Below are 13,608 nucleotides of genomic sequence, written 5' to 3' on the forward strand. Positions count from 1 at the left end.
TGTGCTGCTGCCCGACCGGACGACCGATCGATCAGAGAGGAAGGGGTGAGCCGTGAGCAACCCGAGTGACTGGGCGAGCAAGGACTTCTACAAGGCGCTGGGCGTGTCGAAGGACGCGTCGACCGCCGACGTGAAGAAGGCCTACCGCAAGCTCGCGCGCGAGAACCACCCCGACTCCAACCCCGGCAACAAGGCCGCCGAGGAGCGCTTCAAGGAGGTCTCCGAGGCCTACGCCGTGCTGTCCAACGCCGAGAAGCGCAAGCAGTACGACGAGCAGCGCACCCTGTTCGGCCAGTTCAAGGGTGGCTTCGGTGGCGGTGGCTTCGGCCAGCCCGGAGGCACCTACGGCGGCGGCGGGACCACCGCCGACTTCGACCTGAGCGACCTGCTGGGCGGCATCTTCGGCGGTGGCGGGTCGCGCGGCGGCCGACGTCGTCAGCCGCAGGGCCGCCGGGGCGACGACCTCGAGACCGAGGCCACCATCACCTTCGCCCAGGCGGTCGAGGGCGCCACGCTCCCGCTGCGCATGACCAGCGACGAGGCGTGCCCCACGTGCCACGGCACGGGCGCCAAGCCCGGCACCGTGCCCAAGGTGTGCACCAAGTGCCAGGGCAGCGGCATGCAGACCGGCGCGTCGGGCGGCGTGTTCGCCATGACCGAGCCGTGCTCGCAGTGCCGCGGCCGTGGTCTCGTCGTGGAGCACGAGTGCTCCACCTGTCGCGGCAGTGGCCGTGCGCCGTCGAGCCGCACCCTGCAGGTGCGCGTCCCGGCCGGCGTGAAGGACGGCCAGAAGATCCGGCTCAAGGGCAAGGGCGGCCGTGGCGAGGGCGGTGCTCCCGACGGCGACCTGTTCCTCGTCGTGCACGTGGAGCCGCACACCATGTTCGGCCGCAAGGGCGACAACCTGACGATCACGGTCCCGATCACGTTCGACGAGGCCGTGCTCGGGGCCCAGATCAGCGTGCCGACGCTCGAGGGTCCGCCGGTGCGCCTGAAGGTTCCCGAGGGCACGCCCACCGGTCGCACGTTCCGCGCCAAGGGCAAGGGCGCGACCACCAAGGCCGGCACCCGCGGCGACCTCCTGGTCACCGTCGAGGTGCAGGTCCCCACCGACCTCGACGACGCCCAGCGCGCGGCGGTCGAGGCCCTGCGTGAGGCGCGCGGCGCCGCCACCCCGCGTGACGGCCTGTTCGAGGAGGTGCCCAGCTCATGACGGGAAGCCCGTTCGTCCCACCCGGACCCGAGGCGAAGGTCTTCGTCATCAGCGTCGCGGCAGAGCTCTCGGGCCTGCATCCGCAGACCTTGCGCACCTACGACCGGCTCGGCATCGTCGAGGCCGGCCGCACCGGGGGCGGCGGCCGCCGCTACTCGCTGCGCGACATCGAGCTGCTGCGCACCGTCGCCCAGCTGAGCGCCGAGGGCCTCGGCCTCGAGGGCGTCAAGCGGGTGATCGCCCTGGAGAACCAGGTGATGGCGCTCCAGCAGAAGGTGGCCGAGCTCCAGACCGAGCTCGCCGCGGCGCACCACGCGCTCGGCACCGTGCAGAACCTGCCGGTGCTGGCGCAGCAGGCTCAGATCTCGATCTGGCGCCGCCCCGCTCGCTGAGCGGTCGGGTCAGCGGGTCTCGAGCTCCCACCGCGGGACGGCCGCGCGGAGCGCGATCAGCAGCTCGAGACGGACGTCGGGGTCGGTGAGCGGGTCGCCGAGCAGACGCTTGGCGGTGCCCAGCCGCGTGTGCACCGTCTGGGCCGGCACGCCCATGAGGCGGGCGACCTCGTTGGCCGGGCGGCCGTGCTCCAGCCAGGTGAGCAGGGTGCTCGCGAGGGAGCTCCGACGCGACGCGGGCAGGTCCGCCAACGCGGCCAGCCGCCGGTCGACGAGCAGGTCGACGAGCACCGGCGACGACGCCACGACGAGCCGGGCGAGCACGTCGACCGACGCAGTGACTGGCCTCCCGGGCTCGGCGACGGCGGCCGTGGCGCGGGCCAGCCGGACCGCCTCGGGCAGCGAGACGAGGTCGACCGACGGTCCCCGGGCGATGTCGGCGCCGGCGAGCGTGCGGACGCGGTCGTCGGACCACGCCGCCGGCGCGGCTGCCTCCTCGGGTCGAGGGGCGGCGAGGACGTCGTCGTGTCCGCGCAGCTCGGCGTCGAGGACCGCGCCCGAGGCCGTCGCGACGACGGGAGTCAGGCGGGCGTTCGGGTCGATCCCGCAGGCGATGGCCAGGCCGCGCAGGCCCGGTCCGTCGGACCCGCCGAAGAGCGCCGAGGTGAGGGCTCGCCGACGGTGGGCCGGGCTGAGGGCGTGAAGGCGCAGCACCGCCTGCATGCCCCGGCGGACGTGGCCGACGATGCGCAGCAGCAGCTCCTGCACGGCACGCGACAACGTCTCGACGTCGGGAAGGTCCTGCTCGCGGACCACGGCCGGGATGACGTGTCGCCGCAGGCCACGTCCGACGGCCTGGACGATGGCGGTCAGCTCGTCGTCGGTCATCCCGGCCTGGGCCTGGGTCTCGCCGAAGTGGAGGCAGCGGGCGGCGACGCTGCGCCCGGCGGTCACCGGGTCGCCGCCGTGCGTGACGAAGGCGTCGGCGCAGGCGAGAGCGAGGTCCACCCACGCGTCGGTCGCGCGCGGGACGGAGCTGCGCACCAGCTTCTCCAGCCGGCCGCGCAACCCCGCCCCGTCAGGGAGGCCACTCGACGGGTGGTGCGGGAGGGAGGGTCGCACCGATCCCGTCGACGCCATGGCTGCACCGTCACAGCGGTAGATGCACCGCGTCAACGCACGACGGCACCGGTGCCGCCAACGCGGCCGATTCTTGTCACGCGCATGACAAGACCCGTCGAGGTTCAGCCGCCTGCCACGACCACGGTGGCGGCGACGCCGACGCCGGCGGCGATGCCGGCCAGACCGGGACCGAGCAGCCCTGCGGCCGCGACCGCGCCGGCCAGCCCGCTCCAGGCCAGGGCGATGGACTGACCCCGACGAGCCGACCCGACCGCGCCGCGGGCGGCCCGCACGGCCCGCGCCACCCGGCGGACGTCGAGGTCGGCCAGACCCAGGTCGGACGTGAGGGTCGAGCCGGTGCTCACGTGCAGCACCCGTCGACCGTCGTCCGTCCACGCGGCGACCGTGGCGCGCTGGCCGTCGGCGTCCAGATCGCCGGCCGCGTCGTCGATGCCCACCTGCGCGGCCACCTCGCGCGTCCGCGCGTCGGTGTCGCAGGAACGGAGGACGACCTCGAGGCCGAGGTCGCGCAGGGCCTGGACGCCCTCGGTGGCGTCGACCCGGACGTCGTCCCCCACGGTCAGCGTGCCGAGGACGCGTGCGTCGACCTCGACGCCCACGGTGGTCCAGACGCCCCCCTGGGCCGGCAGGCCGAGCCAGGGCAGATCACCGACGCGCACCGGATGTCGGTCGACCCGCCCCGACACGCCCACGTCGCCGTGGCGCTGCAGCTCGGTGACCCGACCGCGACCGGAGAGTCGCGAGACGGCGCGTGCCACACGCCCCTCCTGCTCGTGCTCGAGGGCGCCGGCGAACCAGCGCAGGTTGCGCTCGTGGTCGGGCTCCACGGGATCGATCGAGGTCACCCGCAGGGCACCGGTGGTCACGGTGCCGTCCTTGTCGAGGAGGGCGACGTCGGCGGCCGCCACCTGGGGAAGCGCCGCCGGGTGGGGGAAGGTGACGTCGTGCGGGGCCATGTGGCGGCGCGCGACCCGCAAGGCCGCTGGCCCGGCAGCGAGCAGACCGGCCGGTCCGGCGGCGACGAGCACGAGGGCGGCGACCTGGAGACCACGACCGGGCGTCTCGACCACCGCCCAGACCGCGGCGGCCACCGTGGCGGCGGCGACGACGGACAGGACGAACCAGGCGGGTGCATCCACGATGCTCTCGTCGCCTCGCCACAGCGACACGAGGCTGAGCAGCGCGGCGGAGGCGACGACGGCGATCGCCGTGGTGGGCCGCTCCTCGGCCAGCGCCTCGTACAGGGTGACGACGAGCGCGACGACCAGGCCGAGGCTGCCAAGCGTGGCAGCCCCGGGTCGCCGGCTCGCCAGCTCGGCCAGGGACCGCTGGTGCACGGGCGCGGACAGGACGAAGGCGAGGGCGGCCACCCCGACGAGCGTCCACGGCCAGCCCTGGAAGCGCAGGTCAGGGACCATCGAGACGCCGACCGTGCCTGCGGTCAGCACCAGGCCGACGGCGAACGTGAGCACCAGGCAACGACGTGACGCCTGCGCGGAGAACGAGGCGGCTGCCGCGTGCGCGGTCACGACGCGTCCTCCGCCCGGAACCGCTCGAAGTCGCTCTGGTCGCCGGCCTTCCACAGCGGCACGCTGGCCTTGAGGAGCATGGTGAGCTGCACGAGGAACTCGGTGTCGTGCATGGCCTCGCCGAACAGCTCGTTGATGCGCTTCCAGCGGTAGCGGACGGTCTGGGGGTGGACGCCGAGGCGGGCGGCGATCGCGGGCGCGCTGTCGCGGGTCTCGAGCCAGACGAGCAGGGTCTCGGAGAGGATCTCGCGGGAGTTGGGGGTCTCCGCGAAGAGGGGACGGAGCAGCTCCTGGCCCAGCTGCTGGCGCAGGGTCGGCTCGGCGTGCAGCCAGATCTGGGTGCGATGCTCCCGGCAGTCGACCACCTGCGCGTCGGGGACGACGCCGCGGCGCACGAGGTCGAGCGCACGCCGAGCCCACCGGAACGCCGACGGGACCTCCGAGGGATCGACCTCCCAGCCCACGGCCACGCGCGTGACGCCGGCGTCCACCAGGGCGCTGGTCATGCAGGCGCGGTCGGCGGAGTCGACCATCGCCACGACGGTCTCGTCGTGACGCACCAGGAGGGCGCGCTGCGCCAGGACCGTCAGGTCGGGACGCTCGCCACCGAGCTCGGCGACGGCGAGCACGATGGAGGCCGGGATCGGCCAGACCTCGTCGGTCCCGGGCTGGACGGTCCCGGTGAGCAGCTGCTCGGCCAGCGCCGCTCGGGCGCGGTTCGGGTCGGCGGCCCGCTGTCGACGTGCCTCCTCGTGCCCGGCCTCGACCTGCCGCTGCAGGTGGCCGACGAACGCCAGCAGCCCGTCGGAGACGAGGGCCGACGTCGTCCCGTCCTCGGCCAGCTCCTGGAAGCGTGCCCAGCCGATGCGCACGGCGACGGCCAGCCCGACCTGGAACTCGTCGAGCGTCCGCTCCGCCCGGGCCTCCCGCCGCCCGAGGGAGCGGAAGACGTCGTCCGCGCCCCGGTCGCGGTGGGGGGCGCCGTCGAGCTCGTCGAGGAAGCGGTGCAGTGCCGTTGAGACCGCCTCGGCGGCCACGGCGCGGCTGGTCGGGCGCGCGAACTGCGGCACGCGCTCGCACACGGCGTCGATGATCTCGGTGGTGAGGGTCGGGACGACGCGACGCACGCGGCGCGCGTGGGCGGCGACGAGGTCGGACGTGGAACGGTCCGCGAACAGCGTCATCGCGCGGACCCGTGCGGTCCAGGTTCCATCGCCGGCTCCCCGATCCGATGACTCGTGTGGCTGCACCGAGTTCTACCCCGCTGCCGGGTCGGCGTCAACGACGGGACCGCCGGGCACCCCGGATCCGGCGTGGTGCGTGGTGGTGCTCAGGGCCCTGTCCTCCCGTCGTGCCTGCACGGTCCCCGCCGGACCGAGCCCCCGAGGTGACTGTGCCGCAGACGAGCGGGGCCGACGAGGGTGTCGGTGGCGTGCGGCCCTGAACTTGTCACGTTCGTGACAATCACGGGTGACGAAGGCCCACTGTCGAATGTGTTCTCGGTGCTGATCGTGCCCGGGCATTTGCTGCGGCGAGGCACGGCCGCCGACTCTGGGCGTGTCGTTCACTCCACTTGCCGTGGCGCCTCGTCGGGGAAGTCGAGGGGGCGTGGGACTGTGCGGACACGTGGATTCGTGACGGACTCGTCAGGTGTCTCGTAGTAGTTCTGGGCACACCCGATCTCCTCGGGCGTCGTGGCGCCAGGCTGTGGTGGCAGCGCCATCGAGAAGTCGTCGGTGTACTTCACGCAGTTGAAGGATCCGACCTGGAGCGTCACCGGGTTGCCCGGCCCCGAGAGCGCCGCGGTGAGTACCGGCGAGACGTCGTCGCCGCTGCGCGTCGAGCAGCCCTCGAGCGAAGCGATGTCGATGGAACCCTCGAGTGTGCCTCCGTACAGCCCGTAGAACGCTTCGGCAGGGTCGAAGGTGTCGAACGACTTGCCGTAGAAGCTGGGGCCGACGTAGCCGGGTTCCTCGAGGACGTCGAGAGGCTTGGACGTGACCGACAGGCGGGAACGTGTTCCCGTCCCGCAGGAGTCGTCGAGGCCGACGTCGTTCCCGTCGACCTTCAGGGACCGAATCTGGACGTCGACGTCGGCGGCCAGCGCGGCGGGCTCGACCTTGGTGCGGCGGCCCCCGTCCTCGGCCGTGACGTTCTCGACCGACCGCAAGTAGAACGGAACCGGGTAGCCGTCCGCATCCAGTCGCTGCTGCAGCTGGAGGGTCACCTCGACCGGGATGGAGCCGAAGGCGACGGTCCGAACAGGGATGAGAGGCGAGCGACCGTAGTTCCGGTCCGAGCCCTTGGGAGAGACCAGAAAGGTCCGGATGTCGATCGTGTACTCCCTGTCCTCGCCATCCACCCTGTTCCCGATGAGGATGTTGTTGCCCATGGTCATGAGAGGGATGCGTGCCCACTGCTTCGCTTTCGGCGAACCAGTTCTCCCGAGACTGACGCCGTTGATCCAGCCGTATCGGTTGGCGAAGTCGGGCGTCGAGCAGGGGTCGTAGTCGCTCGGCGGCAGTTCGTCGGGGCACTCGATGAACGGAAGTCCTGGGTAGATCCCTGTCCTCTCGTCGGCGGAGGCGACACCGACGATCGAGGCGACGAGAGCGAGAGCGACCGTGAGCAGGGCGGTCAGCTCGCGGCGTCGGCGCAGAGGGGTCTTCATGCGAGCACCGTCACAAGCCGAGCCCCGAAAAGCAACGTCGATCGCGCGGGAGAGCGATGGTGAGGTCAAATTTGTCACTTGCGTGACAACGGCCACGGGCCGTGCCCTGCCGCGACTGGGTGGTGGCACGTGCCTCCCCCGTCGTCACTCGGGTCGGGAAATTGTCACGTGGGTGACAATCGCGGCCAGCATCTCGGCTCGGGCGGGCTTCCCCGCTTGTCTGGAGGGTGACTTCCGTGGGCCTACTTGGACGGTGACCGCGGTCACACATCCATCGGCAGATCGGAAGGAACCATCATGAAGATCAAGCACGCAGCACTCGGCGGAGCAGTCGTCGCCCTCGCGGGTGTCGTCGCCGCCGGCCCGGCCCTCGCCACCGGCAGCTCCTACACGGTCGGTGTCGGCGGCAGCTCCGCGGCCGGCACGCACACCATCACGGCAGCGTCGTCCGGGAGCCTCAGCTTCGCGGTCCCGACGCTGTCCATGGGCTGCACGAGCGCGAACGTGCCGACCTCGCCGGTCTCGACCGTCGCGAGCGGCACCGGCATCGTCGACATCGCCGCGATCAACAAGATCAACTTCGTCGGCTGCACGGGCCCGGGTGGCTCGCTCGCGGTCACGACGGTGGGCTCGTGGAAGCTGCACGGGACGGGCGCGGCCACGTCCGGCACCTCCGACGTCGTCGCCGGCCACGTGGACAACATCACGGCCAACGTCGCCAACGCCGTCTGCCGCTTCACGGTGACCGGCAAGGCCAACGGCACGTTCAGCGAGTCGACGCAGCGTCTGCAGGTCAGCGAGACGGGCTTCACCGGCAACCTCCGCGTGTCGAACGTGGTCGGCTGCCTCGGGCAGGTCCAGAACGGCCAGGCGGCCAACTTCACGGGCACGTTCGACGTGACGTCGCCCGACGGCGCGATCAACGTCAGCTGACGCGTCCCGGCCTGCTGCACCACACGGCGGGCCATCACGGGTGGGGCCGAGCCCACGCTCGGCCCCACCCGTCCCTGACCTCACCCGAACGACCACCCCTCGCACCACCAGCCCTCAAGGAGCACCCATGTCCATCACCCTCGCGCCCCGCTGGCGCAAGCGCGCCGCCGTGGCCGCTGCCGGCGCCGCCGTCGCGCTCGTCCCCGTCGCGGCCCACGCGGCCACCATCGTCACCATCACCTACGACGCCCAGGGCACCTCCCACATCGCCAAGACGAACTCCGACGTCGCCCTCGGCCCCACCACCCTGCGCACGGACCTCGACATCGACACCGGTGACTTCACCGGGTCGCTTCCGCTGCCGGGCACGTCGACGGAGTTCAAGATCGCCGGCTTCCTCCCGGTGAAGGCCAAGGTCGACTTCATCGAGGCGGCCCCGCTCACCGGTCACATCAACCTGACCCAGACGCAGGCCCAGGTGAGCTCCACGGCGACCTACTACGTGAAGCTGTCGGACATCAAGGTCGCGGGGTTCCCGACCTTCGCGGGCAGCAAGTGCAAGACGAAGGCGCCCGTGTCCATCCCGGTCGGCACGCGTCCGGACGAGGGCTTCGACCTCATCAACGGCGGTGAGCTCGTCGGCACCTACACGATCGGCAAGTTCGAGAACTGCGGCATCAACACGCCGCTGATCAACAGCCTCGTGCCCGGTTCCGGCAACACCGTCGACATCACCGTGACGAACGGCGTCGTCGCGGAGTGACGCCCTGACCTCGTCGGCCCCGCGTCCCCCTGGGCGCGGGGCCGACGTGCATCGTCAACGCATCGAAGGAGAACCATGAGGAACACCACTGTGCGCCGGCTCCTCGCCGGCACCGCCGCAGCCCTGTGCCTGGCCGTCGGCGTCGGCCCGGCCGGAGCGACCGGGAACAGCGTGACGGTCGCCGTCGGCGGCACCAGTGCCCAGGCCCTCCACCCGGTCACCGCGACGATGACGCAGTCCGTCCGGTGGGAATCGCCGTTCTTCACCTGGAGCTGCAGCAGCGCGAAGATCCCGTCGAGCCCGGTCTCCGACGTGCAGGGTGGTGCCGGCGTCACCGACGTCCTCACTGTTCGAGCCATGTCGTTCCAGGGTTGCGGGTGGCCCGGTGGCAGTCTGCCCACGGCGTCCGCTGCGCCGGCGACACTGCACGTGACCGGGCCCGCTTCGTCCAGCACCACCGACCAGGTGCGGGGCCATCTCGACGATCTCACCATCGTCTCGTCGAATGCGATCTGCGACTTCACGGTCACCGGTTCCGCAACAGCTGTGCTCGACGAGGCGACACAGCGGCTCGCCATCGAGGAGACCGGGTTCACCGGGAACCTGACGGTCTCCAAGGTCCGAGGATGTCTCGGTCAAGTGCAGAACGGGCAGGCGATGAACCTGAGGATGAGCCTCCAGCTCACCTCACCCGACGGTGCGATCAACATCAGCTGACGAGGACGCGGGGCGGCCTGGGGACGAAGCCCTTCCCAGGCCGCTACCGATCGGTATCATGAAGGTGGCGCGAGCCCGGGAACGCCATCCGATCTGCCGAGACGACAGCCTCCGGGGCTCGCGCCACCTCGCGCGCTGGAGATGCACTCGGCAGCTACACCGCGCGCCGCCACGCCACGATGCTCGACTCCAGGGCCGACAGCAGGGCGAGGGTCTGGGTCGGCTCGTCCAGGCGCGAGCCGAAGAGCGCGTGCAGCCGGCGCAGGCGGTGCCGGACCGTCTGGTCGTGCACACCGAGCCGCGCCGCGAGGGCGGGAGCACTGTCGCGGGTCTGCAGCCACAGCAGCATCGTCTCGGCCAGGGCCACCCGGCGCTTGGGCGACTGGGCCAGCAGGGGCGCCAGCACCTTCTCGTCCGCGAGCCGACGCAGCGCCGGGTCGGCGTGCTCGCACAACCGGGACTGGTGCAGCTCGCAGTCGAGCACGTGGTCCTCCGGGGCCTCGATCACGCCGTCCTGCAGCAGCGACAGCCCGCGGCTGGTCCACCGCACCGCGCGGTGCACCTCGCTCGGGTCGACCGGCCACGACAGGGCGACGTCGGTGCCCGTGCGTCCCGCGAGGTGACGGGCCAGACGGGTGGTCGTCTCGGGGTCGGCCACCACGATCAGGCGGTCCTGGTGGACGCCGGACAGCGCCTCCTGGCAGGCCGAGACCATCGACGTCGAGGCCTGGTCGTGCGTGGTCACGGCGACGACGATGCGCTCAGGCAGCACCCACGAACATCGGCCGGCGACCTCGCGCAGCCCCGCCGGTCCCGTGCCGTCCAGCAGTGCCACCAGCATGGCGGCACGGCCCTGCTCCCGGACTTGGGTCGCGCGGGCCCTCGTCTCCACGAAGCCGGTGAACGCGTGCTCGAACAGCGCCGTCTGGTAGGCGATGAGGCCGTCGCCGAGCGCCCCCACGACCTCGGCCGACTGGCCGAGCGCGGTCGCGGCGAGGCGCACGTCCGTCCACGACTCCTGCGTGGCGATGTGGTGCGCGGCCCGCATGGCGTCGAGGTTGAGGCCGGCCGCGGCCTGGTAGCTGCCGAGCCAGCGGTAGAAGGTGTAGATCTCGGTGCCGTAGGTGGGCGCTCCGGCGACGGTGTCGACGAAGACGGCCACCGCGCGGGTGATCGCCTCGTCGATGCCCTTGTGGATCACGGGATCGGCGTCGGCCGAGAACCCCGCGACCTCCTCCCGGATGCGGCTGACGATGCGTCGGGTCAGCTCCACCGAGCGCGGTCGGTAGCCGGCCACGACCGCGGCGTCGATCTGCGGAAGGCCCAGGACCTCCCGCAGCAGTTGGCGCTCCCGGCCGGACTCCGTCGGACGGGCGTCGCGCTCGTGTGCCACTGCAGTCATGTGTCTCCCCCTTGCTCGTGCCGCGAGCCCGAGGCCGCGCGGACGTTCCCTCGAGCACAGTCAAGGAGCAGGCGTCGCGTGGAGTCCAGGCTCGACGGACCGCCGCCATGGAATCGATCGGGAACTTGTGACGCGGGTAACAACTTCCTGCGCGGGTCGGGGAGCCGGTCAGGGGCGCAGCAGGTCCAACGGGTCGACGTCGAGGCGCGCGGCCAGGTGCTCGAGGCTGACGAGCGTCAGGTTCCGCTCGCCGCGCTCGACCGATCCGAGGTAGGTGCGGTGGTAGCCGAGCTGCTCGGCGAACTTCTCCTGGCTCAGGCCGAGGGACTCACGGTGCCGGCGCAGGCGCTGGCCGAGGATCTGCTGCAGTGGCTGGCTCACGCGTGCAGCGTTGCGCAGTGCGACTCATCGGTCGACAGACCGATGAGTAGCATCCGGCGGTCCCTCCGGTCACCGGTCGAGCTGGGCCTGGAGCGCCGTCGCGACCCGTCGCGCACTGTCCGGGGCGAGCACCAGGTGCTGACGCTGCTGGTCGGGCTCGCCGACGAAGACCCACTCCTCGGGCTCCCCGCAGCGACGGGTGCGCACGACCAGCAGGTCGGTGGTCTTCGGACGCGGTCGGGCACTGCCCTGCTCCCGCACGCCGATCACGACGGGCAGGTAGTGGGGCGTGCCCTCGTGGTGACGATCCTCCGGTGCGTCGTCCTCCCGGTGCGTCGAGGTGCACCAGGACGGGCACGGCTCGTGCAGCCAGCGGGGTCGGGCGTGGTCACCGTCCATGCAGGGTCCCTTCGTCGTTGCGCCCGGAAAGGGGTGTCCAGCCCACGCTAGGGCGCGCTCCGGACATGGGTCGTGCGCTCGTGTCCGGCTCCAGGGTGCGACTCATCGGTAGCGGTGCGACGTCTCGCGGGCCGCCGCGGCGCGGGCCCGCCGAAAGTTGTCACGCGGCTGACAAGAAATGACCGGCAGGCACGCTCTGTGGACCTGGGCCTGGCGGCGTGGCCTGCGACACACCTACGGTCGGCCACGGTCGTGACGCACCCAGGATGCGTCGGGCCTGCAGGACGACGGAGGGGCGAAGAGCATGGGCGGAAGCGTCGAGGTGCGGGGACTGACGAAGTCCTTCGGGCGCCAGAACATCTGGCACGACGTCACCCTCACGTTGCCGCCGGGGGAGATCACCGCGCTGCTCGGCCCCTCGGGAACCGGCAAGTCCGTCTTCCTCAAGTCCCTCATGGGCATCGTGGACCCCGAGCGCGGCGAGGTGCTGATCGACGGCGTCGACATGGTGTCGGTCAAGGAGGCCCACCGCCTCGAGCTGCGCAAGAAGTTCGGCGTGCTGTTCCAGGACGGTGCGCTCTTCGGCTCGATGAACGTGTACGACAACGTCGCCTTCCCGCTGCGCGAGCACACCCGCATGAGCGAGGAGGAGATCCGCCAGGTCGTCCTCGACCGGCTCGACATGGTGGGCCTGCTCGGTACCGAGCACAAGGTGCCCGGCGAGATCTCCGGCGGCATGAAGAAGCGTGCCGGCCTGGCCCGCGCGCTCGTGACCGACCCCGAGATCATCCTCATCGACGAGCCCGACTCCGGCCTCGACCCGGTGCGCACCTCCAACCTCGCCCAGCTGCTCGTCGACGTGAACACCGCCACCGACGCCACGATGCTCGTGGTCACCCACAACATCGAGCTGGCGCGCACGCTGCCCGACAACCTCGGCATGCTCTACCGCCGCGAGCTCGTCATGTTCGGTCCGCGCGAGGAGTTCCTGCTCACCGACCACCCGGTCGTCAGCCAGTTCATGAGCGGCGACCCAGAGGGTCCGATCGGCATGAGCGAGGAGAACGACCACCGCACGATCGACCTCTTCGACGAGCCCGTGGACTACGGCGCGGGTGGCCCCCTGCGCCACGGCGGAGCCCGCGCGATCGAGGTGCTGCCCCGCCAGCTCGAGCCCCGCTCGGGGGGTGCTCGACCCAGCTCCGTGCGCCACCGTGAGCGGGTCAGCGCGGGCAACGCACCGCTCTACGTGGCCGACGACGACGACACCCACCGAGTCCCGCCGAACCCGACGTCGGGTGCCGTCGCGCGGTCGCTGACCGCCACCGGCGACGTCTTCGCCCTCGCCCTCGACACCACCCGCGCCACGTTCCGCCGGCCCTTCGCCGCGCGCGAGGCGCTCGAGCAGTTCTGGTTCGTCGTGAGCGTCTCGTGGATCCCCGCGATCCTCGTCGCCATCCCGTTCGGGGCGGTCATCGCCCTCCAGCTCGGCACGCTCACGGTGCAGGTCGGTGCCCAGTCGTTCACGGGTGCGGCGAGCGTGCTCGCGGTCGTCCAGCAGGCGGCTCCGATCGTCACGAGCCTCGTGATCGCCGGGGCGGGTGGTGCAGCCATCTGCGCCGACCTCGGCTCGCGCCGCATCCGCGACGAGATCGACGCGATGCGGGTGATCGGCGTGAACCCCGTGCAACGCCTCGTGGTGCCGCGCGTGCTCGCTTGCATCGGCGCCGCGATCCTGCTCAACGGCCTGGTGTCGGTCGTCGGCGTCGTCGGCGGCTACGTCTTCAACGTCATGGTGCAGGGCGGCACGCCCGGCGCCTACCTGTCCAGCTTCACCGCGCTGGCGCAGATCTCCGACCTGTGGGTCGGCGAGCTCAAGGCCGTGGTGTTCGGCTTCATCGCCGGCATCGTGGCCTGCCACCGGGGGCTCAACACCGCTCCCGGTCCGAAGGGCGTGGGCGACTCGGTGAACCAGTCGGTGGTCATCACGTTCCTGCTGCTGTTCTTCGTCAACTTCGTGATCACCACGCTGTACCTGCAGCTCGTCCCGGGCAAGGGAGCCTGA

General features: G+C 71.6%; 13 protein-coding genes and 1 pseudogene. 7 read left to right on the forward strand and 7 right to left on the reverse strand.

Translation table 11 applies throughout. The features are described from left to right. Positions 1–52 precede the first annotated feature (52 nt). Together dnaJ and ASF35_RS03545 are read left to right on the forward strand one after the other, a co-directional pair. Positions 53–1,213 carry a molecular chaperone DnaJ gene (gene dnaJ, locus ASF35_RS03540; RefSeq protein WP_055962852.1) on the forward strand — a complete coding sequence of 387 codons (1,161 nt, stop codon included), beginning with the start codon at positions 53–55 and terminating at the stop codon, positions 1,211–1,213. After that, entirely contained in the window at positions 1,210–1,605 is a 396-nt protein-coding gene (locus tag ASF35_RS03545) for a heat shock protein transcriptional repressor HspR (RefSeq protein WP_055962855.1), read from the forward strand. The genes dnaJ and ASF35_RS03545 overlap by 4 nt, the downstream gene beginning before the upstream one ends. Before the next feature lie 9 nt (positions 1,606–1,614). Here ASF35_RS03545 and ASF35_RS03550 read toward each other — a convergent pair whose 3' ends face one another. From ASF35_RS03550 to ASF35_RS03565, 4 genes are all read right to left on the reverse strand, one after another. Then, on the reverse strand, positions 1,615–2,649 hold the full coding sequence (locus tag ASF35_RS03550) for a helix-turn-helix domain-containing protein (RefSeq protein WP_156367944.1): 1,035 nt from the start codon (positions 2,647–2,649) through the stop codon (positions 1,615–1,617). A 200-nt stretch (positions 2,650–2,849) separates the two neighbouring features. Continuing rightward, positions 2,850–4,277 carry an HAD family hydrolase gene (locus ASF35_RS03555; RefSeq protein ID WP_055962861.1) on the reverse strand — a complete coding sequence of 476 codons (1,428 nt, stop codon included), beginning with the start codon at positions 4,275–4,277 and terminating at the stop codon, positions 2,850–2,852. Beyond that, positions 4,274–5,461, reverse strand: a complete 1,188-nt coding sequence (locus ASF35_RS03560; protein WP_055962864.1) for a helix-turn-helix domain-containing protein — start codon at positions 5,459–5,461, stop codon at positions 4,274–4,276. The genes ASF35_RS03555 and ASF35_RS03560 overlap by 4 nt, the downstream gene beginning before the upstream one ends. Positions 5,462–5,841: 380 nt before the next feature. Then, positions 5,842–7,044 (reverse strand): hypothetical protein, encoded by a 1,203-nt coding sequence (locus ASF35_RS03565; protein WP_162239299.1) that lies wholly within the window; start codon positions 7,042–7,044, stop codon positions 5,842–5,844. Positions 7,045–7,245: 201 nt separating this feature from the next. Here ASF35_RS03565 and ASF35_RS03570 point away from each other — a divergent pair, with 201 nt between their 5' ends. From ASF35_RS03570 to ASF35_RS03580, 3 genes are all read left to right on the forward strand, one after another. Then, positions 7,246–7,881, forward strand: a complete 636-nt coding sequence (locus ASF35_RS03570) for a hypothetical protein (RefSeq protein WP_055962884.1) — start codon at positions 7,246–7,248, stop codon at positions 7,879–7,881. A gap of 127 nt (positions 7,882–8,008) precedes the next feature. After that, on the forward strand, positions 8,009–8,644 hold the full coding sequence (locus tag ASF35_RS03575; protein ID WP_055962894.1) for a hypothetical protein: 636 nt from the start codon (positions 8,009–8,011) through the stop codon (positions 8,642–8,644). Between the two features lie 75 nt (positions 8,645–8,719). Beyond that, positions 8,720–9,361, forward strand: a complete 642-nt coding sequence (locus tag ASF35_RS03580; RefSeq protein ID WP_056579670.1) for a hypothetical protein — start codon at positions 8,720–8,722, stop codon at positions 9,359–9,361. A gap of 154 nt (positions 9,362–9,515) precedes the next feature. Here the strand turns inward: ASF35_RS03580 and ASF35_RS03585 are convergent, their stop codons facing one another. The 3 genes from ASF35_RS03585 to ASF35_RS17940 all read right to left on the reverse strand — a co-directional run bounded on the left by ASF35_RS03585 (position 9,516) and on the right by ASF35_RS17940 (position 11,543). Then, the gene (locus tag ASF35_RS03585) at positions 9,516–10,763 is read right to left on the reverse strand and encodes a helix-turn-helix domain-containing protein (RefSeq protein ID WP_082495348.1); all 1,248 of its coding nucleotides are present in this window, start codon (positions 10,761–10,763) and stop codon (positions 9,516–9,518) included. A gap of 168 nt (positions 10,764–10,931) precedes the next feature. Beyond that, complete coding sequence (locus ASF35_RS03590; protein WP_055962904.1) at positions 10,932–11,144, reverse strand: helix-turn-helix domain-containing protein; 213 nt, start codon at positions 11,142–11,144, stop codon at positions 10,932–10,934. Positions 11,145–11,213: 69 nt separating this feature from the next. Beyond that, positions 11,214–11,543 (reverse strand): hypothetical protein, encoded by a 330-nt coding sequence (locus tag ASF35_RS17940; protein WP_055962905.1) that lies wholly within the window; start codon positions 11,541–11,543, stop codon positions 11,214–11,216. Positions 11,544–11,847: 304 nt separating this feature from the next. Here ASF35_RS17940 and ASF35_RS17615 point away from each other — a divergent pair. Further along, positions 11,848–12,444: pseudogene (locus tag ASF35_RS17615) on the forward strand (ABC transporter ATP-binding protein); the annotation flags it as partial. 414 nt (positions 12,445–12,858) lie between these two features. After that, the gene (locus tag ASF35_RS17620) at positions 12,859–13,608 is read left to right on the forward strand and encodes an ABC transporter permease (protein ID WP_082480430.1); all 750 of its coding nucleotides are present in this window, start codon (positions 12,859–12,861) and stop codon (positions 13,606–13,608) included.

It is taken from the genome of Aeromicrobium sp. Leaf291 (assembly GCF_001423365.1).
Taxonomy (GTDB): domain Bacteria; phylum Actinomycetota; class Actinomycetes; order Propionibacteriales; family Nocardioidaceae; genus Aeromicrobium.